The 20,011-nt window shown below is 68.1% G+C and carries 15 protein-coding genes and 2 tRNA genes; 6 read left to right on the forward strand and 11 right to left on the reverse strand.

The window, feature by feature from the left end:
- Positions 1-43: 43 nt before the first annotated feature.
- Positions 44-589 (forward strand): DUF1697 domain-containing protein, encoded by a 546-nt coding sequence (locus ASG79_RS01255; protein WP_056387902.1) that lies wholly within the window; start codon positions 44-46, stop codon positions 587-589.
- Positions 590-612: 23 nt separating this feature from the next.
- On the opposite strand, the gene ASG79_RS01260 is transcribed toward ASG79_RS01255, so the two are convergent.
- From ASG79_RS01260 to ASG79_RS01275, 4 genes are all read right to left on the reverse strand, one after another.
- Positions 613-2,229, reverse strand: coding sequence for a GTPase (locus ASG79_RS01260; protein ID WP_056387904.1), 1,617 nt, complete (start codon positions 2,227-2,229; stop codon positions 613-615).
- Positions 2,226-3,992 (reverse strand): dynamin family protein, encoded by a 1,767-nt coding sequence (locus tag ASG79_RS01265; protein WP_018768322.1) that lies wholly within the window; start codon positions 3,990-3,992, stop codon positions 2,226-2,228. The genes ASG79_RS01260 and ASG79_RS01265 overlap by 4 nt, the downstream gene beginning before the upstream one ends.
- 180 nt (positions 3,993-4,172) lie before the next feature.
- Positions 4,173-4,248: transfer RNA gene (locus ASG79_RS01270), tRNA-Glu, on the reverse strand.
- A gap of 129 nt (positions 4,249-4,377) precedes the next feature.
- Positions 4,378-4,449: transfer RNA gene (locus tag ASG79_RS01275), tRNA-Gln, on the reverse strand.
- 302 nt (positions 4,450-4,751) lie between these two features.
- On the opposite strand from ASG79_RS01275, the gene ASG79_RS01280 reads away from it, so the two are divergent.
- Positions 4,752-6,356 (forward strand): hypothetical protein, encoded by a 1,605-nt coding sequence (locus ASG79_RS01280; RefSeq protein ID WP_395858337.1) that lies wholly within the window; start codon positions 4,752-4,754, stop codon positions 6,354-6,356.
- Between the two features lie 89 nt (positions 6,357-6,445).
- Here the strand turns inward: ASG79_RS01280 and ASG79_RS01285 are convergent, their stop codons facing one another.
- From ASG79_RS01285 to ASG79_RS01310, 6 genes are all read right to left on the reverse strand, one after another.
- Positions 6,446-7,186 carry an HAD family hydrolase gene (locus tag ASG79_RS01285; RefSeq protein WP_056387906.1) on the reverse strand — a complete coding sequence of 247 codons (741 nt, stop codon included), beginning with the start codon at positions 7,184-7,186 and terminating at the stop codon, positions 6,446-6,448.
- Positions 7,186-8,700, reverse strand: a complete 1,515-nt coding sequence (gene gltX / locus ASG79_RS01290) for a glutamate--tRNA ligase (RefSeq protein WP_018768325.1) — start codon at positions 8,698-8,700, stop codon at positions 7,186-7,188. The genes ASG79_RS01285 and gltX overlap by 1 nt, the downstream gene beginning before the upstream one ends.
- Before the next feature lie 56 nt (positions 8,701-8,756).
- On the reverse strand, positions 8,757-9,533 hold the full coding sequence (locus ASG79_RS01295) for a fumarylacetoacetate hydrolase family protein (RefSeq protein WP_018768326.1): 777 nt from the start codon (positions 9,531-9,533) through the stop codon (positions 8,757-8,759).
- Positions 9,534-9,543: 10 nt separating this feature from the next.
- On the reverse strand, positions 9,544-10,365 hold the full coding sequence (locus ASG79_RS01300) for an MBL fold metallo-hydrolase (RefSeq protein ID WP_056387908.1): 822 nt from the start codon (positions 10,363-10,365) through the stop codon (positions 9,544-9,546).
- 216 nt (positions 10,366-10,581) lie between these two features.
- A complete protein-coding gene (locus tag ASG79_RS01305) occupies positions 10,582-11,694 on the reverse strand; it encodes a branched-chain amino acid aminotransferase (protein WP_018768328.1) in 1,113 nt (370 codons plus the stop codon).
- Between the two features lie 104 nt (positions 11,695-11,798).
- Entirely contained in the window at positions 11,799-12,851 is a 1,053-nt protein-coding gene (locus ASG79_RS01310; RefSeq protein WP_056387909.1) for a 3-isopropylmalate dehydrogenase, read from the reverse strand.
- Between the two features lie 150 nt (positions 12,852-13,001).
- Between ASG79_RS01310 and ASG79_RS01315 the strand changes: the two genes are divergently transcribed.
- The 4 genes from ASG79_RS01315 (at position 13,002) to ASG79_RS01330 (ending at position 18,341) form a co-directional block, all read left to right on the forward strand.
- The gene (locus tag ASG79_RS01315) at positions 13,002-14,195 is read left to right on the forward strand and encodes a sensor histidine kinase (protein WP_056387910.1); all 1,194 of its coding nucleotides are present in this window, start codon (positions 13,002-13,004) and stop codon (positions 14,193-14,195) included.
- A 2-nt stretch (positions 14,196-14,197) separates the two neighbouring features.
- A complete protein-coding gene (locus ASG79_RS01320; RefSeq protein WP_186447731.1) occupies positions 14,198-14,926 on the forward strand; it encodes a response regulator in 729 nt (242 codons plus the stop codon).
- Positions 14,927-15,027: 101 nt separating this feature from the next.
- The gene (locus ASG79_RS01325; protein ID WP_056387913.1) at positions 15,028-15,804 is read left to right on the forward strand and encodes an ABC transporter ATP-binding protein; all 777 of its coding nucleotides are present in this window, start codon (positions 15,028-15,030) and stop codon (positions 15,802-15,804) included.
- A gap of 2 nt (positions 15,805-15,806) precedes the next feature.
- Positions 15,807-18,341: an FtsX-like permease family protein gene (locus ASG79_RS01330; protein ID WP_056387915.1), complete on the forward strand. Its 2,535-nt coding sequence runs from the start codon at positions 15,807-15,809 to the stop codon at positions 18,339-18,341.
- An 88-nt stretch (positions 18,342-18,429) separates the two neighbouring features.
- Here the strand turns inward: ASG79_RS01330 and metG are convergent, their stop codons facing one another.
- On the reverse strand, positions 18,430-19,989 hold the full coding sequence (metG, locus tag ASG79_RS01335; protein ID WP_018768335.1) for a methionine--tRNA ligase: 1,560 nt from the start codon (positions 19,987-19,989) through the stop codon (positions 18,430-18,432).
- Between the last annotated feature and the right edge of the window lie 22 nt (positions 19,990-20,011).

Consider the following 20,011-nt stretch of genomic DNA (forward strand, 5'->3'; position numbering starts at 1 on the left):
CTCCTGCCGGCCCCACCGGGGCTCCGGCCGCTAGGCTGTGCCCATGGGCAGCTATGCGGTGTTCCTCCGCGGCATCAACGTGGGCGGGATCAATATCAAGATGGCGGACCTGCGGGACGCGCTGAAATCCTGCGGCTTCACGGACGCAAAGACCCTGCTGGCCAGCGGAAACGTGGTGCTCAGCAGCACCCTGGACGCGGCAGCGGTCAAACAGGAATGCGAAAAGTGCCTCCGGGCCGCCTTTGGCTATGAAGCGTGGGTTGTGGTCCTGGACGCCGGGCGGGTGGCCCAACTGGTGGATGGCTGCCCCTACCCGGACGACGACAGGTCCACCCACACCTATATCACCCTGTCCTCGGACACCGCCGTCCTTGACGAACTGGAGGCGGCCGGGTCAGCCCTTGAAAGCCAGGACCAGCAGCGGCTGGGGCCCGAAGCGCTTGCCTGGCTGGCCCCGGCGGGAGGGACACTGGACAGCCCCTTCAGCAAGATCAGCGCGAAAACGAAGTTCAAGGCCGCAACCACCACCCGCAACCTGCGCACCCTCATCAAGGTCCGGGACGCCGCGGCCGCCCTGGCGGGCGGCTAGGTCATTATGGGCCGGTAGCAGCCCTACGGCCCCATGGCCTTCTTCAGCGCCTTGTTGAAGGCTGCCAGCCTGGCAATCTCCTCCTCCACGGGCGCCACCACCAGCTCCTGCGCCGCCGCTGCCACGGCGCTGTTCAGCCGCCGTCGTGCCCTTGCAGCCCGCGCCCGGGCAGCACCGGACGCAATGAAACGGCCGGTGACCGCCAAAAATATCCCCAGCACCAGGCCGAAGGCGATCATCAGGGTGGGTACCGGCCAGCCTTCCGCGCGTGGAACTTCGGGCACCGGCAGCTGCAGGTAGGCCAGTCCGGCCAGGACGCCAAGCCAGCCCAGGCCGCCCAGCACCGTCAGCAGCGCCAGCCACTGAACCACGTTGAAGGCACCCCACCACCACGCCTTGCGGTTGGCCCCGATGTCGGTCCCGGCGATGGCCTGGTCCAGGGCGTCGGGCAGCCGGTCCCGGCCGGCCCTGGCCCTCCCCCTAATCGCTGCCCGCCAGGGTCCCGGAGCCCCCTCGCTGGCCGCGTCCGCAAATTCCCTGACGGCAGCGTCCGTCCGGGCCCGCTCCGGCGCGCCGGCGGCCGGCAGGGAGGTCCGGTTCAGCCCGGCAGGTGAATCCCTGCGGAGATTGAGGCGGCGCAGCGGGTCCGGGCGGAACCTGGAGAGCCAGCGGGTGACGGGCCAGCCGGTGCGCCGGACGGACTCCAGCCGGTAGGACTGGCCGACGGCCCGCACCACGGCAGGCACGTTCGCTGCCACAGCCAGTTCGCCCGCGAGCCGGGACCTGGCGGCCGGCCGGACCCCTGCGGCGTCGCCGTCCCCGGAAGCCTGCCGCAGGTCCTGCCCGGCCTTAGTGATATCCGCCTCCAGCCGCCGGGACTGGGCCTGGCGCTGGACGGCCACCTTCCGGATCGCCGCCCGCACTTCCCCGATCCCCGCCCCCGTCACCGCCGATGAAGGGAGGACCCGCACCTGTCCCAGCCCTTCACCTGCAAGGATTGCGTGCAGCGAGTCGAGCACGGGCTGCACATCGTGTTCCGGGAGCCGGTCCACCTGGTTCAGGACCACAAGCGTGACGGCCCCGTGCGAAGCGTGCGGCGCCAGGAACCCATGGTGGACGGCAGCGTCGGCATACTTCTGCGGGTCCAGCACCCACACCAGGACGTCCACCATCCCCACCATCCGCTGCACGATCTCGCGGTTGGCTGCATGGGTGGAGTCGAAGTCAGGCAGATCGAGCAGGATCAGCCCCGTCTGTTCGTCGGCGAAGCCGTCCACCGGCGCGGCGTGATGCCGGTTTCCCACTTCCAGCCAGTCGAGGAGGGCTTCGCTGCCTGCCGCTCCCCAAACACCTGTCAGTGGTTCCGATGTCGTCGGACGGCGGGCCGCCGCCGTCGCGATCTCCGCGCCGCTGACCGCGTTGAAGAGGGAGGACTTGCCGCTTCCGGTGGCCCCGAAAAATCCCACCACGGTGTGGTCGCCGGACAAGGAACGGCGGGAACTTGCGCGCTCCAGGACGTCGAACACGTCCTGCAGCGCCTGGTCCGGCAGGACCCCCTCCCCCAGCTCCCGGGCGTCCTGGAGCGCCTGGAGCCGGGCGTCCAGTTTGGAGGACGCGTGTGCCCCGCTGTGGCGGCTCACGCGCTCTCCGCCAGCCGGGCCAGTTCCCCGGCCTGCGCAGCAAGGCGTTGTGCGAGGGCGGGATTGCCTTCCGGCAGCCGCTGCAGGAACTTCTCCTGCTCGTCTGCCAGCAGGCGCCGGCACCGCGTGGCCAGATCTTCACGGGCTTTATCAGCCATGCGGCGCACGGCGTCCTCGCCGAACACCGCTTCCAGCAGGCGCTGGCCCACGACGGCGGTTCCGCCCGCCACGCCGATCTCCAGTCCGGTCAGGCCCGCAGTCATCGAAAACACCACGATCATCAGCGCGGCGCCGAGGCCGTTGATGCCAAAGGACAGCCACCGGGCCTGCGTCCGCCGTCCCTGGCCTTCCGTCCGGATCAGCTCCATCAGGGCTTCCTGCCACGCCCGGATTTCCGCTGCTGCCCGTTCGGCGAACCCGGGCGCCGTCCCCGACAGGTCGTCCGGACCCAGCAGCTGCCGCCCCGCGGGGTCTGAGCGCCACCGCTGGTCGGTGTCCTCCGCTGCGTTGGCTGCCTCGTCCACAATGACGGCCTGAAGCCCGGTTTCGATGGCCGCCTCAACCCCGACGGCCGGTGCCGGTTCACCGCGGAAGAAGGCCCCCAGCCTGTCCCGGAACCGCCCCACATTCTGCTCAAGGGCGCGGAAGAATTCACCGGTGCCCACAAAATCCTGCCACCGGGCCAGCACTTCGCCCCGGAGGAGTGCACCGTCGCGGGTGGCATCAAGGATCCGCTTGGCGGCATCCGCGTAAGCCGCCACGGCGTCGGCCTCAAGTCGCGAGGCGGCCAGCTCCTGCTCACGGACGGCGCCGGCGATATCCGGAATCCGATGGGCCAGGGCGCGGACGGTTCCATTCAGGGTCCGCCGTGCGACGGCGGCCCGGCCGGCAGCATCGGCGGCCAGGGCACCAAGCCAGTCCCGCAGCTCATTGACAGCGCCGGGAGGCAGCATGCCGTGCGGATCAAGGACCGTCTCGGCGATGATGAACAGCCGGCTCCCACCGAGCCCCTCCCGGTCGAGCAGGCCGCGGAGGTCCTCGCTTACCTCCGCCTGCGCGCCCGGCGGCACCCGGTCCAGCACCACTGCCACAGTAATGTCCCGCGCCGCCGCGTCCAGGAGGAGCTTCCAGGGAACGGCGTCCGCGTACCGGTTGGCTGTGGTGACAAACACCCACAAGTCCGCGGCGGCCAGCAGTTGCCCGGCCAGCAGGCGGTTTTGGTCGGAAATGGAGTCAACGTCCGGGGCGTCAAGGAGTGCGATGCCGGCCGGAACCGCCGGATCGGCCAGCAGCACCAGCGAAGCGGCGTCGCGCGGCTCCGGCATGGCGCCCGCGGCGGCCGGACTGCCGGCGAGGGTACCGCGGATCCGGCTTAGCCCGGGCAGGACCCGCTGCCCTTCAAACCATGTTCCCTCCGCGGGGTTGTGCAGCAGGATGGGCTGGCGGGTAGTGGGGCGGATGGCCCCGGCCCGCGTGACGGGATGCCCCACGAGCCCGTTCACCAGGGTGGATTTGCCGGCACCGGTGGAACCGCCGACGACGGCAAGCAAGGGGGCGTCCAGGCTCCGGTACCGCGGAAGGATGTAGTCGTCCAGCTGCGCCCTTGCGGCCGACGTTTCGCGGCGTGCCTGGTCCGCGCCCGGCAGCGCGAGCGGCAGCAGCACATCGTCCAGGCCGCTGCGGATCTCCTCCAGCAGGGTCACTGCCGCCATGGCGTGCGGCACCGGCGGGATGGGGCGGCCGTGCTCGTCATGGGAGGTCACAGCTACATCATGCCAGTTGAGTAGGGGGCGCGAAGTTCCACCGCGTGTCGTCCCCAGCAGGGAATTCCCCCGCAGCAGGACGATTTTCTTCGAAACGACAGGCGGTCTCGTCCGGCTGGAGGGGAACCGGCCTGATGCTCATAAAAAATGGCCCCGGGCTAATGCCCGGGACCATTTCGATGGTGACCCCAGCGGGATTCGAACCCGCGTTACCGCCGTGAGAGGGCGGCGTACTAGGCCGCTATACGATGGGGCCAGAGTACTTCCGGCAGCGTTTCCGCCGCTCAAGCTCAGTGAGTATTTCACACACTTTGCCGTGGTTTCAAATCGGCGAACCGAGTGGAAACCTACTGAATTCCAGCTGAAGCCAGCTTTCAAATCAGAGCTGGGATACCAGGACTCGAACCTAGAATGACGGTACCAGAAACCGTAGTGTTGCCAATTACACCATATCCCAATGGCACTTTCGGGCCGGTTTTCAGGGCTTTTTCCCTGCTCCGTGCGCCTCAGCACGAGAAATTACTTTACCCGAGACTTTCGGCTCGCACAAATCGGGATCGACGAAGTCGCCGGCAGCCGCATGGACTTCTCCATGCGGGCCCTTGCCCACGCTCCCGCCGTATGGTTACCCTCGAGTAAGTTACCCATCAGTAACAACTTCCCGTCCCGCTATCCGGGCACCCCCACGAGGAAACAGGATGGCCCTCCCACCAACGGTTTCGACCACCGGGCAGCGTCGCCCGGTGGCCCAGTTAGGAAGTGTCAGCGTTGACAACCCGCACAGAATCCATCGCAACAGCCAAGCCCAAAACCCGGTCCCAATCCATCGCCATCACCGCACTGTCCCTGCTGCTGGCTCTTTTCCTTGCGGTTTATACCTTCCTCACGGGCCAGATCGCCAACGGTGCCGCGCAGCTGATGGACGGAGCAGAGCAGGCTGCCGCGGGGGCCAACCAACTCAAAGACGGTTCGGGCCAGCTGGCAGCAGGAGCAGGGGCCGCGAACAAAGGCGCGGCGCAGGTGAAGGACGGCTCGGACAAGGTCAGGGACGGCAGCAGCGAATTGAATGCCGGCGCCGCGGCCCTGCAGTCGGGGGCCGGCCGGATCTTCTCCGGAGTCCGCGACCAGCTGGCACCAGGGGTGGACAAGCTGCACGCCGGTACCACCAAGCTGCAGAATGATGTGCTGAACAAGCTGGTACCGGGTGTCTACCAGGTGGACGACGGCGCACGGAAGCTTCAGTCCGGCGCCGTCGCTCTTTCCGCTGCGCTGACCCCAACGGCGTCCGGAAACGCACCCAACAACCTTGCTGACGGCGCGGGCCGGATCGCTGCAGGCACGGGCCAGCTCGCCGCAGGTGCCGGCGATCTTGATGCCGGCGCCACCAAGCTGCGCAGCGGGACCGCAGCGCTGAAGGACGGCACCGGCCAGCTGGCAGCCGGAGCAAACCGGCTCAAGGGTTACCCGGGTGCCGGCAACGACCCCGCACAGGGCGACGGGCTCGCCGCACTCAGCCAGGGACTGGACCAGCTCGAAGCGGCAGCGAACGGACCGCAGGGCCTGGTACCCCTTGCAGTGATCAAGGACCAGATAGCCAAGCTGGCCGACGGCGGCCGGAGGGCCTATGCCGGGGCGGTACAGCTTGACGCCGGCGCAGCAAAGGTCAACGGCGGGGCCGGGGCCCTGGACGACGGCGCCGGGCAGCTGAAGACCGGAACGGGCAGGCTGGCCACGGGAGCCGGCGAGTTGAACGACGGCGCCGGACGGTTGAAGGCGGGCTTTGCCACCCTGGCGGAAAAGCTCAATGCGACGGATCCGCAGAACCCGGGCGTGGTGCTGGGCACGTCGATGCTGGCCGAGGGGACGGCGAAGATCCGGGTGGGGATGGACGGTGTGCCGGGCGACCCCGACCGTCCCGGCCTGATCTACGCCGCCAACAACCTCCAGGACGGCACCACCCGGCTCAGCGCGGGCATCAACGGCGGCGGCGACCCGGCGAACCCGGGCCTGCTGGCGGGAACGGAAGCCCTCTCCGACGGAACCGTCAAGCTCAGCAGTGGGACGGGCCAACTGGAATCGGGGTCCGCACGGCTCGCCGAAGGATCCGGTCAGCTGGCCGATGGCAACGGCCGGCTGGACGACGGTTCCGGCAAACTGGCGGAAGGCGCCGGCAAGCTGGCGGACGGCAACGCGAAAATCGCTGCCGGCACGCAGGAGCTGCACACGAAAGTGGCGGCAGTGTCGCCGTCGTCCTGGCTGGACAACCCGGGCATCGCCCTGCTGCTGATCGCGCTGCTCGTGGCCGCCGCCGTCGCGGCCTACCTGCTCCTGCGCCGCCGTGCCGCGGGCCTGCGGGCCCCCTGACAGCTGACGCAGACAGGCCGGGACCGCGGCCCTGCAAAAAAGGGGGCCGCGGTCCCGGCCTGCAACGCCTATGTGGCCGGCTGGTCCGGTTAGGCCAGCAGTTCCTCCAGGGAAGCAACCATGCTGCCCTCGAAGCCCTCCACAACCTCACCCACGCGGTTCAGCCAGACGCCCAGCAGCCCTGCCGCCGTCGAACCCTCCGCATCCAGCAGCCGGTTATCGCCCACGTACAGCGTTTCGCCCGGGGCAGTGCCCAGCAGCCGGACGCCCTCAAGGTACATGGCCGGATCGGGCTTGGCCACGCCAAGCGTGTCCGTGCCCACCAGGTGCGTGATCCGCTCCAGCCCGGCCCCGTCCAACTTGGCGCGCTGGTAGTCATGGACGTTGTTGCTCACGGCGCCGTAGGGCACTCCCGCATTGTCCAGGACGTCCAGGAGGGGCAGCACATCGGGGAACGGCTTCACGTACGCGGGCTGCTTCTCCATGTAGGCCGCCAGCCACCGGTGCGACTCCTCGCCCTCGCCCAGGTCAACGCCGAAGTGTCCCAGTGCCGCACGCCCGCGGAGCAGGCGTTGTTCGTTGAACGTCAGCTCGCCGGCCAGGTAGCGGTCGTAGAAGTGGGTGGTCTCGTGGGTGAAGATGCGGCCGAACCGCTCCCACCCGGCCTGGTCCAGTCCGGGCAGGAGGTGTTCGCTGACCTCGCGCAGCGCGGTGGTCATCGAATACTCGAGGTCCACCAGGGTGTCGTCAATGTCGAACAGGACGCCCCGGACACGGCCGAAAGGTGTCTCCAGTATGCCGGCTCGGGCCGCTTGGCTGGGAGCGGTCATCAGCCGCGGAAGGCGCGGAGCCGGCGCAGGGAGGACTCCTTGCCCAGGATCACCATGGACTCAAACAGCGGCGGCGACACGCGGCGGCCGGAAACGGCCGTGCGCACCGGGCCGAAGGCAAGCCTCGGCTTGATGCCCATGTCCTCCACCAGGGCCTGCTTGAGTGCGGCCTGGATGTTGTCCGGCGTCCATTCCGCCACCGGTTCCAGCGCGGCGATGGCGGCATCAAGGACCTCGGGAAGGTTGGCGGGAAGGCCTTTGCGTGCGTCGTCGGCGATGTCGATGGCGTCATCGGCCTTGAACAGGAACGCCAGCATGTCCGGGGCTTCGCCCAGGAGCGTGATGCGTTCCTGGATCAGCGGCGCCGCCTCGGTGACGATTTCCTCTTCGCGGTCTGTCAGGATCTCCCCCACCAGGCCTGCCTCGCGCAGGTAGTGCGCAACGCGGTCACGGAACACCTTGGGCTCGAGCATCCGGACGTGGGTGCCGTTGATGGCCTCGGCCTTCTTCAGGTCGAAGCGGGCCGGGTTGGCCAGGACGTCGTGGACGTCAAAGTGCTCCACAAGCTGCTCCACCGTAAAGATGTCCTCGTCCGCGCTGAGGGACCAGCCCAGCAGGGACAGGTAGTTCAGCAGCCCTTCCGGGATGAAGCCCCGCTCCCGATGCAGGAACAGGCTGGACTCGGGGTCGCGCTTGGACAGCTTCTTGTTGCCCTGGCCCATGACGTAGGGAAGGTGGCCGAACTCCGGCATGTACTCGGCGACGCCGATGGCGTACAGCGCCCGGTACAGGGCGATCTGGCGGGGCGTGGAGCTGAGCAGGTCCTCGCCGCGCAGCACATGGGTGATGCCCATCAGAGCGTCGTCCACCGGGTTGACCAGCGTGTAGAGCGGAGCACCGTTGGCCCGCACCACGGCGAAGTCAGGGACGGAACCGGCCTTGAACGTGATGTCGCCGCGGACCAGGTCGGTGAACGTGATGTCCTCGTCCGGCATGCGCAGGCGGAGGACAGCCTGCCGGCCCTCCGCCCGGTACTGCGCCAGCTGCTCCTCCGTCAGGTGCCGGTCAAAGCCGTCGTAGCCAAGCTTCGGGTCCCGTCCGGCCGCGCGGTGGCGCGCCTCGATCTCCTCCGGGGTGGAGAAGGACTCGTAGATGAACCCGCCGTCATGCAGCCGCTTGATGACGTCCTGGTAGATGTCGCCGCGCTGGGACTGCCGGTACGGCTCGTGCGGGCCGCCGACCTCAACGCCCTCGTCCCAGTCGATGCCCAGCCACTTCAATGCGTCGAGCAGCTGGTGGTAGCTTTCCTCGCTGTCCCGCGCCGCGTCCGTGTCCTCGATGCGGAAAACCAGCGTGCCCTTGGTGTGGCGCGCGTAGGCCCAGTTGAACAGGGCCGTCCGGATCAGTCCAACGTGCGGGGTACCCGTGGGCGACGGGCAGAAACGGACCCGGACGGGCGTCTCGGCGGTAACGGGCGGAATGGCTGCGGCGGGTGACGAAGAAGCGATAGTCATAGTGGCTTCAACTTTACCCGCCTGGCCGGGTCCGGCCTTCCGCCGGCCGGACAGGCCTAGCGGCGGACGATGGGGTTGGAAAGCCGTCCGATGCCCTCGATTTCCACCTCGAAGCGGTCGCCCTCCTTGACCAGGCCCACGCCGGCGGGCGTGCCGGTCATGATCACGTCGCCCGGCAGCAGGGTAAACGCCTGCGATACCACCGACACCAGTTCGCGCACGCCGCGGATCATCTGGCTGGTGCTGCCGTCCTGGCGCACTTCACCGTTGAGCCTGCCCTGGATCCGCAGGTCCTCCGTGTCCAGGTCGGTCTCGATCCAGGGCCCCAGCGGCGCGGAGGTGTCGAAGCCCTTGGCGCGGGTCCACTGCAGGTCCGTTTTCTGGACGTCGCGGGCCGTGAGGTCGTTGCCGCACGTGTAGCCGAAGATGACATCGTCCACGCGGTCTTCCGGCACGTCCTTGCAGATCCGGCCGATCACCACGCAGAGTTCAGCTTCGAAGGAGACCTCTTCGGAGAACTCCGGCAGCACTACGGGGTCGTTGGGGCCCACGACTGCGGTGTTGGGCTTCAGGAAGAGCAGCGGCTGGGCGGGGACCTCGTTGCCGAGTTCATGGGCGTGATCCACGAAGTTCCGGCCAACGCCGATCACCTTGCTCCGCGGGATGATCGGCGCCAGCAGCCGGACGTCCTCCAGCTTGTGGCGCACGGATGTGCGCTCCACGCCATGGAAGAAGGGGTCGCCGTGGATGACAGTGATTTCCTCACTGCCCGGTTCACCTTCCACAACGCCGTACAGGGGATCGGAATCGACTACAAACCTGGCAATACGCATGGCTCCTACCCTACCGTCCCGCCGGTGCCGCCTGGCCCGCGCTGCCGCCACCGCGCAGGTAGGACAGCTGCGCGGCCACGGACAGCTCGGCGGCACGCCGGACGGAAGGCTCGACGTCGGAATAGACGGCGTCGGCCACCTCCTCCGCGGCTGCGTCCTGGCCCAGCCGGTCCAGCGCGGCGCGGATCTGCGCCAGCCGTTCTTCCCGGTGTGTCCGGTAGTCCCGTGCGATGGCTTCAAGGGAGGGCAGCACCGGGCCGTGGGCCGGGAGGACGGTTGCGGGCCCCAGCGCTTCGAGCCGGTCCAGGGATGCCAGGTAGTCGCCCAGCGTGCCGTCCGGATAATCCAGGACGGTGGTGCCGCGGCCAAGGACGGTGTCGCCCGTCAGCACCGATCCATGGTCCCCGTCCGCAGGCAGGTGGAAACAGACGGAGTCTGAGGTGTGGCCGGGCGTGGCCAGGACGACGATCTCCAGCCCTGCGGCCTGGATCACCTCTCCATGGACCAGCGGCACTCCCCCGCCGTGGCAGTGGCCGGGCTCCGCCGCCCGGACCGGCGCGCCCGTCAATTCATGCAGGCGGGCGGAACCCGCCGTATGGTCCGCGTGCCGGTGGGTCACCAAAATCAGTTCGACGGCGGCGGTCCCGGCCAGTGCGTTCAGGTGCGTTTCGTCCCGGGGACCGGGATCCACGACCACCACGGAGGAATGGCCGGGGGCACGCACGAGGTAGGAGTTGGTGCCGTCCAGGCTCATGGGGCCGGGGTTGGGTGCCAGGATGAACTGTGTGAGCCCGGAGCTGCGCTGCAGCCGGGGGCCGGAAACTGAAGTCACCGGTCCATCCTTGCATCCGGCGCTGCCCCACCCCAGCCCCGCAGCGCGTCGGTGTGCCGGCATCCACCCCGCAACAGTCAGCAGCTTGTTCGCACAACCACGCCTTCAAGGTCAGGATCTGCGAACCAGCCCAGGAATGCCTGTTGGCCGGAACGCAGGACGGCGCCTGCCGGACCCAAGTCCGGCAGGCGCCGTCGTACATTGAAAACTGCCAGGCTATGCCAGGCGGGTCAGCCAGCCGTGGGTGTCCGGCTCCGTGCCCGTCTGGATGCCCAAGAGCTTTTCGCGGATGGCCATGGTGGTCTCCCCCGCCTTGGCGTCCTCGGAACCGATGAACTCGGTGGCGTCCTTGAGGACTCCGATGGGAGTGATGACGGCTGCCGTGCCGCAGGCGAACACTTCGGTGATGTCACCGGAGGCCACGCCGTCACGCCACTCGTCAAGGGTGATCTTCCGCTCGGAAACCTCGCGGCCCATGTCCTTGGCCACCTGGATGACGGACATCCGGGTGACGCCTTCCAGGATGGTCCCGGTGAGCGCGGGCGTTACCAGCGAGCCGTCCTTCATGACGAAGAACACGTTCATGCCGCCCAGTTCTTCCACGGCGTTGTCGTTGGCCTGGTCAAGGAACAGGACCTGCTTGCACCCGTTGGCCTCGGCCTCCTGCTGCGCGATCAGCGAAGCCGCGTAGTTGCCGCCGCACTTGGCGTCGCCGGTGCCGCCACGGCCGGCGCGGGCATACTGCCGGGAGATCCAGATGGACACGGGCTTGAGCTCGCCGCCGAAGTAGTTGCCGGCAGGCGAGGCGATCACCCGGAAGGACACCTCGCGGGCGGCGCGGACGCCCAGGAAGGCCTCGGTGGCGATCATGAACGGCCGCAGGTACAGGGCCTCGCCGTCGCCGGAGGGGACCCACTCCTTGTCCACTGCCACCAGTTCGCGGATGGCGCCGAGGAAGTACTCGGCCGGCAGTTCCGGAAGGGCCAGACGGCGGGCGGATTTGTTCAGCCGCGCCGCGTTCGCCTCCGGGCGGAAGGTCCAGATGGACCCGTCCGCGTGGCGGTAGGCCTTCAACCCTTCGAAGATCTCCTGGCCGTAGTGGAAGACGGCGGCGGAAGGATCCAGGACGATCGGACCGTAGGGTTCGATCCGGGCATCGTGCCAGCCGCCGTTGCCGTCCGCGTCCACGCTGTAGTCCACGATGGCGGTGTGGTCGGTGAAGTAGTTGCCGAATCCCGGGTTTGCCAGGATGGCTGCACGCTCTTCGGCGGACTTCGGGTTGGCCGAAGGCTGCCGGGTGAATTCGACGCCATGGGCGGTCTGGGTCATGGTTCCTCCACGATCGGCCGCCACCTCGTTCAGCGCTGAACGGCGGGGCGGCATTTGGTGATTCGAGACAAGCTTACGCCCGATGCCGGATGCCCCGGCGCGGGCTAAAGGCCGGCGGTGATGGCGTCGCCCACGGCCGTGGTGCTGCGTGCGGTGCCGTCACGCTTTTCGACGTCGGCAACCACGGCAGCTTCAATCCTGCGGGCGGCGTCCGTGTAGCCCAGGTGGTCCAGCAGGAGGGCCGCGGAGAGGATCGCCGCGGTGGGATCTGCCTTGCCCTGGCCGGCGATGTCCGGCGCGGAACCGTGGACCGGTTCGAACATGGAAGGCGCGGTGCGGTCCATGTTGATGTTGCCGGAGGCGGCCAGGCCGATGCCGCCGGTGATGGCAGCGGCGAGGTCGGTGATGATGTCGCCGAACAGATTGTCCGTGACGATGACATCGAAGCGGGACGGGTCCGTGACCATGAAGATCGTGGCGGCGTCCACGTGCAGGTAGTCGTGAGTGACGTCCGGGAATTCCTGGGCGACGGCTTCGACGGTGCGCTTCCAGAGGTGGCCGGCGAAGACCAGGACGTTGTGTTTGTGCACCAGGGTGACGTGCTTGCGTTCCCGCGCGCTGGCGCGTCGGAAGGCGTCACGGACCACGCGCTCCACGCCGTGGGCGGTGTTCAGGGAAACTTCGGTGGCTACCTCGTGCGGGGTGCCCGCACGCAGGGTGCCGCCGTTCCCGACGTAGGGCCCTTCGGTGCCTTCGCGGACCACGATGAAGTCGATGGTGCCGGGGTTGGCCAGGGGGCTGCCGACGGTACCGTAAAGCCGGGAAGGCCGCAGGTTGACGTAGTGGTCCAGGCTGAACCGGAGCTTGAGGAGCAGCTCACGCTCGATGATGCCGGACGGGATCCGGGTGTCGCCGGAGGCGGCGCCCACCGCGCCGAAGAGGATGGCGTCGCGGGTCTTCAGGTCGGCCAGGACGTCGTCCGGCAGGGTCTCGCCGGTGCGAAGCCAGTGCTCGGCGCCGAGCTCGTAATGCGTGGGCTTGAGCTCCACGCCCTCCGCCGCAACAGCCTTTTCCAGGACTTTAAGGGCCTCGGCAATGACCTCGGGGCCGATGCCGTCGCCGGGAATAACTGCAAGATCGATGGAGGATGCGCTCATGTCTTCAGGGTAGCCAGACCATCCATATGCTGGTCAAGCCGTCCCATATTCCGGACACCGGGTCCGTCGGCGGCGTTGGAGTCCCGGACGTGTACAGCGATCAGCCCCAGGCATGAGGCACCCGCCACCGCATCAGCATAGAGTTTCGGGGTGGAATTACGGCACAAGGCTTATCACTGGCTCCGGGTCAACACCTTCCGGGTGGACCTGGTCCTCATGCTGGCGCTCCTGCTTTTCTGCGGCCCGGTGTACCTCATCGCGGACCGACCCTGGCACTTCGTGCTGTCGAGCGCACTGGTGGTGCCGCTGGCATGGCGACGCACCCGGCCGGTGCCCGCGGCGGGCGCCATTGTGGTGGCATCTCTGGCGTTATGGGCATCCGGGCTGGAGCCCCTGGCGGGATTGATGGCTGTTCCGCTGATCATCTATGCCGTTGCCGCCTACGGTCCTGCCCGGGCCAGCCGGTCGGTCCTGGGCCTGGGCCTGCTGGGCGGCGTGCTGCTGACCACCCGAAACCTCAGCAGCACGGCCCAAACGGGCGTGCTGGGCCTCACCATTAGTGCCGTGTACACCGTACTGATCTGGATGCTGGTGTTGTTCAGTTGGACCCTCGGGGACCTGACACGCGTCCGCCGTCAGCAACTGCAGACCCTCGCGGACCGTGCCCGTCGGCTCGAAACCGAACAACAGCAGGAACGCTCCCTGGCCGCCGCCGATGAACGCGCCCACATTGCCCGTGAGATGCACGACATCGTGGCGCATTCCCTGTCCGTGATCATCACCCAGTCCGACGGTGCACGATACGCAGCGGCAGCCAACCCTGCCGTGGCCACGGAAACGCTGGCCACCGTCGCCGCCACGGCACGGGAATCGTTGGCGGAAATGCGCCGGCTGCTGGGTGTGCTGCGGCACGGCGATGAGTCCACCACCCGCCCGTTGCCCGGACTTGTGGACCTCGATGAGCTGTTCCTGGGGTTCCGTGCGGCCGGCCTGCCGCTGGACGTCGAACGGCTGGGATCGCCGCGGCGCACCCTGCCTCCGGGCGCCGAACTCACGGCATACCGGGTCCTCCAGGAATCCCTGACGAACGTCCTCAAGCATGCAGGTCCGCGGGCCCGGGCCCGGGTTTTGGTGCGGTGGCAGCCACGCGGGCTGCAGCTCGAAGTGCACGACGACGGCCGGGGCGCTGCTGCCCATCCGGCGGTGGGTGCCGGGGAAGACGGCGGTAACGGGCTGCGGGGCATGCGGGAACGGATCAGCCTTTACGATGGTTCGTTGGCGGCCCGCCCGGCCGCGGGCGGGGGCTTCCAGGTTTCGGCCTTCCTTCCCTACACCGAGGCTTGAGCATGACATTGCCACTAGACCGCGACACAACCGCTCCGATCCGAGTGGCGCTGGTCGATGACCAGCAACTGGTGCGCTCGGGATTCAGCATGCTGATCAACTCCCAGCCGGACCTTGACGTCGTGGTCGAGGCCGGAAACGGGTTCGAGGCACTCCAGGCCCTCGGAGCAGCAGCCGCCGACGTCGTCCTGATGGACGTGCGCATGCCGGGAATGGACGGCATCGAGGCCACCCGCAGGCTTATCGAACGCGCCGCTTCCGCCCCCGCCGGGTCAGCCAGGGCTGAACTTCGCGTCGTGGTGCTCACGACCTTCGATCTGGACGAGTACGCACTGGCGGCCATCCAAGCCGGCGCCAGCGGTTTCCTCCTGAAGGACGCCCCGCCGGAGGAACTGCTGGAAGCCATCCGCACGGTCCACCGCGGGGACGCCGTCATCGCCCCCTCCACCACCCGCCGGCTCCTGGACCACGTAGCTCCGCTGCTGCGCGCGCACGGCAACGAACGGCCCGAGGACCACGAGGCCGTCGAACGGCTCACAGCCCGCGAGCGCGAAGTGTTCACCCTCATGGCACAAGGGCGATCCAACCCTGAGATCGCGGCAGACCTGTTTGTCTCCGAAGCAACCGTCAAAACGCATGTAGGGCACATCCTGGCCAAGCTTGGGGCACGGGACCGGGTCCAGGCAGTCGTGCTCGCCTACGAGACCGGGGTTGTCACTCCCGGGGGCTGACGCCTGGCGCGGTGGTCTCAGACCTGGGTATGAGGCCGGCCCCGGCAGGACCAGACCACCGGCCGATCCCCGGGCGCCGGGTGCGGCCATAGCGTGGAAACATGACAACTTCCGCGCATGCCCATACTGCTTTTAACAGGCAAAACATCACCTCCGCTCCCGCCGTGCAGGCCCTCTCCCTGGCCAAGACGTACGGCCGCGGCGCCACCCGCGTCAGCGCCCTGCGTGAGGTCAGCGTCACATTCGATGCTGGCCGCTTCACCGCAATAATGGGCCCTTCCGGCTCCGGAAAGTCCACCCTGATGCACTGCCTCGCCGGCCTGGACACCGCGGACTCCGGACGGATCCTGGTGGGCGGGACGGACATCACGGCCCTGAACGACAAGCAGCTCACCACTCTTCGCCGCGACAGGATCGGATTTGTCTTCCAGGCCTTTAACCTCGTGCCGACGCTGACAGCCGAACAGAACATCACGCTGCCGCTGGCATTGGCAAACAAGGCCACCGACACCGCCTGGTTCGACACAGTGGTGGCCACGCTTGGCCTTAAGGACAGGCTCCGGCACCGGCCGCACGAGCTCTCCGGCGGTCAACAGCAGCGGGTGGCCGTGGCCCGGGCCCTGCTGACCCGGCCCGACGTGGTGTTCGGGGACGAACCTACCGGCAACCTTGATTCGACCGCCGGCGGCGAGGTCCTGGCACTGCTGCGCCGCAGCAGCCGGGAAATGGGCCAGACGATCATCATGGTCACCCACGATCCGGTGGCGGCCAGCTACGCCGACCGCGTGGTCCTGATGAGTGACGGCGGTCTGGTGGGCGAGATCGCCGAGCCCACCGCCGGGTCCGTCCTCGCTGCCCTCGGCAAGCTGGGAGGCTGATCGTGCTGCGCGTTGCCTTCTCGCAATTCCAGTCCCACAGCCGCCGGTTCATTGCCGTCGGCCTGGCGGTGATGCTGTCAGTGGCGTTCCTGTCCACCACCCTGATGATGGGGGCGAGTACCCGTGCTTCGCTGGGTGCCAGCCTCGGAGAGGCTTACAGCAAGGCCGGCCTCATCGCCACCCCGGACACGGGAACCTTCAATGATGCCGCCCTGGCAGCAGTCCGTGCGGTACCTGGCGTGACCGAGGCCTATGGCCGGATGGAGGCGTACGCCGAGTTCACCGCCGGCGGCCAGGAGGTGTTTGCGCAGGCCCGGAACCTGGCGCCGATGGCCTTGGAAACCGCGGCCGTGACCGACGGCGCCCTCCCGGAGAGTGCTGACGGCGTTGCGGTGGACAGGGCTGCCGCCGCCCGCTATGGGCTGCGCGTCGGCGACTCCCTGACCCTCAGGGCCCCCGACGGCGCCACAACCGTGGCCATGACCGTCACCGGGATCCTTCGCGGCAGCAACGACCCCTTCACCTCTGCCCTCCCGCAGATCGTCGCCGGGACACCGGCCGTCAGTGCCCTGGCAGCCGGTGCCCGGGACCCGCAAGGTGGTACCGGCGCCGGCGCCGGCTACGGGACCATCCAGTTGGCCCTGGCTTCAGGCACCGACGCCGCCACAACCAGCAAGAACGTGCTGGCGGCGCTCACCGGCGTCGGCGCAGGCGCGCAGGTCAAAACAGCAGACGAACAGGTCACCGCCCAGGTGGCGATGATGACCGGAGGCCAGGATGAACTGACAATCATCCTGCTGGCGTTCGCCGGGGTCGCCCTGATTGTCTCCGGCCTGGTGGTGACCAACACCTTCGCGGTGCTGGTGGCCCAACGCACCAGGGAACTGGCGCTGCTCAGGTGCCTGGGGGCGTGCCGGAGCCAGGTACGCAACTCGGTCCTGGCCGAAGCCCTGGTGGTGGGCCTGGTGTCCTCTGCGGCTGGTGTGCTCGCCGCCGTCGCCCTGATGGCTGCCCTGATCGGCTGGGCCGGGACGCAGCCGGACATGGCGTTTGCCACCATGGCCGTCCCGTCGTCGTCCGTCATTGCGGGGCTGGCAGTAGGCACATTCCTGACCCTGGGCGCCGCCCTGGTTCCCGCGAAAGCTGCCACGGCCGTGGCTCCGCTTGCTGCCCTGCGGCCGGCTGACGATGCCGGAATCGGGAACCGGCGCGGCCGAGTGCGACTGGTGCTGGGCCTTGCCGCCCTTGCCCTTGGTATTCCGTTGCTGGCCCTCGGCGCCGCGGGCGTGATGCTGGTGGTGGCCTTCGCCGGCGGCGTGCTCTCCTTCGTCGGAGTCCTGCTCTGCGCCACCCTGTTCGTCCCGCAGCTGGTGGGCCTGGCGGGACGGTTGGCCTCCCCTGCCGGCGTCCCCGGGAAGCTGGCCGCACTCAATGCCGTCCGCAACCCGGCCCGGACTTCCGTCACCGCTGCCGCCCTCCTGATCGGCGTCACGCTGGTGTCCCTCATGATGACCGGGGCTGCCACTGCCCGCCAGGCGTTTGATGACGCCCTCGCCGGTACCTACCCCGTGGATATGGCCATCACCGGGGGTGCACTGTCAGCCCTCGAGCGTGACGCAGTAGCACGGATCGACGGCGTCGCTACTGCGGCCTTGCTGCCGGTAGCAGGCACCATGGCCGGCGAAGGCATGGACAGCCCCGTCTATGCCCTCGACGCGGCGGAGGCCGGCCGGCTGCTCCGCGACACCACTATTACCCTTGAACCGGGCAGGATCTACCTGCCCGAAGGCTCCCCGGCCGGATCCGTTGAGGTCAACGGCGCCGCCGGACGGGCCACCTTGGAAGCCGTGGTGCTGCGGACCCGCAACATCCCGGCCCTGGTGTCCACCGACACCGCCCGCCAGTCGGGCCTGACGGGCAGTGGCGTTGCCCCAACAGACAGTGCGCGGACCGATGGCACCGGCCCCGCGGCCAGTGCCGTCTGGCTGCGCCTGGCGGACGCTCCCGGCGGCGCACCGCTGTCCGCAGACCGGATCAAGGACATCCAGTCCGCTGTTGCCCAGGCAGCAGGCGTGTCCGCGGGTGCGGTCAGCGGCGCCGCCATAGAGCGGGTCACCTTCAATGAGGTCATCGACGTACTGCTCCTAGTGGTCACGGGCCTATTGGGGGTGGCGGTGCTGATCGCGCTGATCGGCGTGGCCAATACACTGTCGCTGTCCGTGCTCGAACGGACCAGGGAGAACTCCCTGCTCCGGGCGCTGGGCCTTACCAAAGGCCAGCTGCGGGGCATGCTGGCCCTTGAGGCAGCCCTGGTGGCCGGCGTCGCCGCAGTGATTGGTGCTGTCCTGGGCAGCGTCTATGGCTGGCTGGGGGCGCGGTCCGCCCTCGGCAGCCTGGCCGAGGTCACACCCTCCGTCCCTTGGCTGCAGTTGTTGGGGGTACTGGCCGTGGCCGTGGTCGCCGGCCTGCTGGCGTCGGTCATTCCTGCCCGGCGTGCGGCACGGCTGTCGCCTGTCCAGGGGCTTGCCGCCGCATAGCCCGCCGACGGCCGGGCCAGGGCGCCGGAACGGGAAAGGGCAGGTGGCGCGGAAGTCCGCCTCACCTGCCCTTTCGTGCGCCGGAACCTCAGGCTTCGGCCGGTTCCTCGAACTTGGGGAACACAGGAGTGGGAGCCGGCAGTGCCGTTCCCGGGACGATCGGGCTGGCGATGGCGGCGAACTGGCGGGCTTCACCTTCTGCCTGGCCCAGGGCGTCCAGGAGCTTGGCCGTGGCGTTGGGCATGACCGGCTGGGCCAGGATGGCCACGATCCGCAGGACCTCCAGGGTCACGTACAGGACGGTGTTCATGCGTTCGACGTCGGTCTTCCGCAGGACCCAGGGCGCCTGATCGGCGAAGTAGGCGTTGGTGTGGTGCAGCACGCCCCAGACAGCTTCCAGGGCGCGGCTGAATTCCTGCTTGTCGAAGGCGGCGCGGGCGGCGTCCAGCAGGCCGTTGGCCTGGTCAAGGATGGCCTGGTCCGCAGCCGTGAACTCTCCGGGGGTGGGAACCGAGGCGCCGCAGTTCTTCGCCACCATGGACAGCGACCGCTGTGCGAGGTTGCCGAAGTTGTTCGCCAGGTCCGCGTTCATGCGCCCCACGATGGCCTCGTGGTTGTAGCTGCCATCGGCCCCGAACGGGACTTCGCGGAGGAAGAAGAACCGCACCTGGTCCAGCCCATAGCGGGCAACGAAATCGGCAGGAGCCACCACGTTGCCCAGGGACTTGGACATCTTGACCCCGTTGTTGTGCAGGAACCCGTGGATCATGACCCGCTTGGGCAGATCCAGCCCTGCGCTCATCAGGAAGGCGGGCCAGTAGATGGCGTGGAACCGGGAGATGTCCTTGCCGATGATGTGGACGTCGGCGGGCCAGTACTTCCGGAACTTGTCCGAGTCCACATCCGGGTAACCGACGCCCGTGAGGTAGTTGGTCAGCGCGTCCACCCAGACATACATGACGTGCTTGTCGTTGCCGGGCACGGGAACGCCCCAGTCGAACGTGGTCCGGCTGATGGACAGATCCTCCAGCCCGCGCTTGACGAAGCTGATGACCTCGTTGAACCGGTACTGCGGCGCGCCGAATTCCGGGTGGGATTCATACAGTGCCAGCAGTTTGTCCTGGTAGGCGGACAGCCGGAAGAAGTAGCTCTCCTCCGCCGTCCACGTCACCTCAGTGTCCGTCTCTTTCGAGTAGCGCACGCCGTCGTCCTTGACCACGGTGTCATCCTCGCCATAGAAGGCTTCGTCCCGGACGGAGTACCAGCCCTCGTACTTGGAGAGGTAGATGTCCCCGTTCGCTTCCATCTTCTTCCAGATGGCCTGCGAGGCAGCGTAGTGGTCCTCGTCCGTGGTGCGGATGAAGCGGTCGTAGCTGATGCCCAGCGCGGCGTGCGCGGCCATGTAGACCTCCGCGTTCCGGTCCACCAGCTCCTTGGGCGTGACGCCCTCCTTCTCCGCGGTCTGGGCAATCTTCATGCCGTGCTCGTCCGTGCCGGTCAGGAACATCACGTCATAACCGTCCAGCCGCTTGAAGCGCGCCATGGCGTCGGTGGCTATGTACTCGTAGGCATGGCCGATGTGCGGCACACCGTTGGGGTAGGTGATGGCCGTGGTGATGTAGAACGGCGTTTTTTCTGGAGCAGTCACGTTCGGACGGTTACCTTCAGTG

Origin of the sequence: Arthrobacter sp. Soil761 (assembly GCF_001428325.1) — a bacterium.
Classification (GTDB): Bacteria; Actinomycetota; Actinomycetes; order Actinomycetales; family Micrococcaceae; genus Arthrobacter.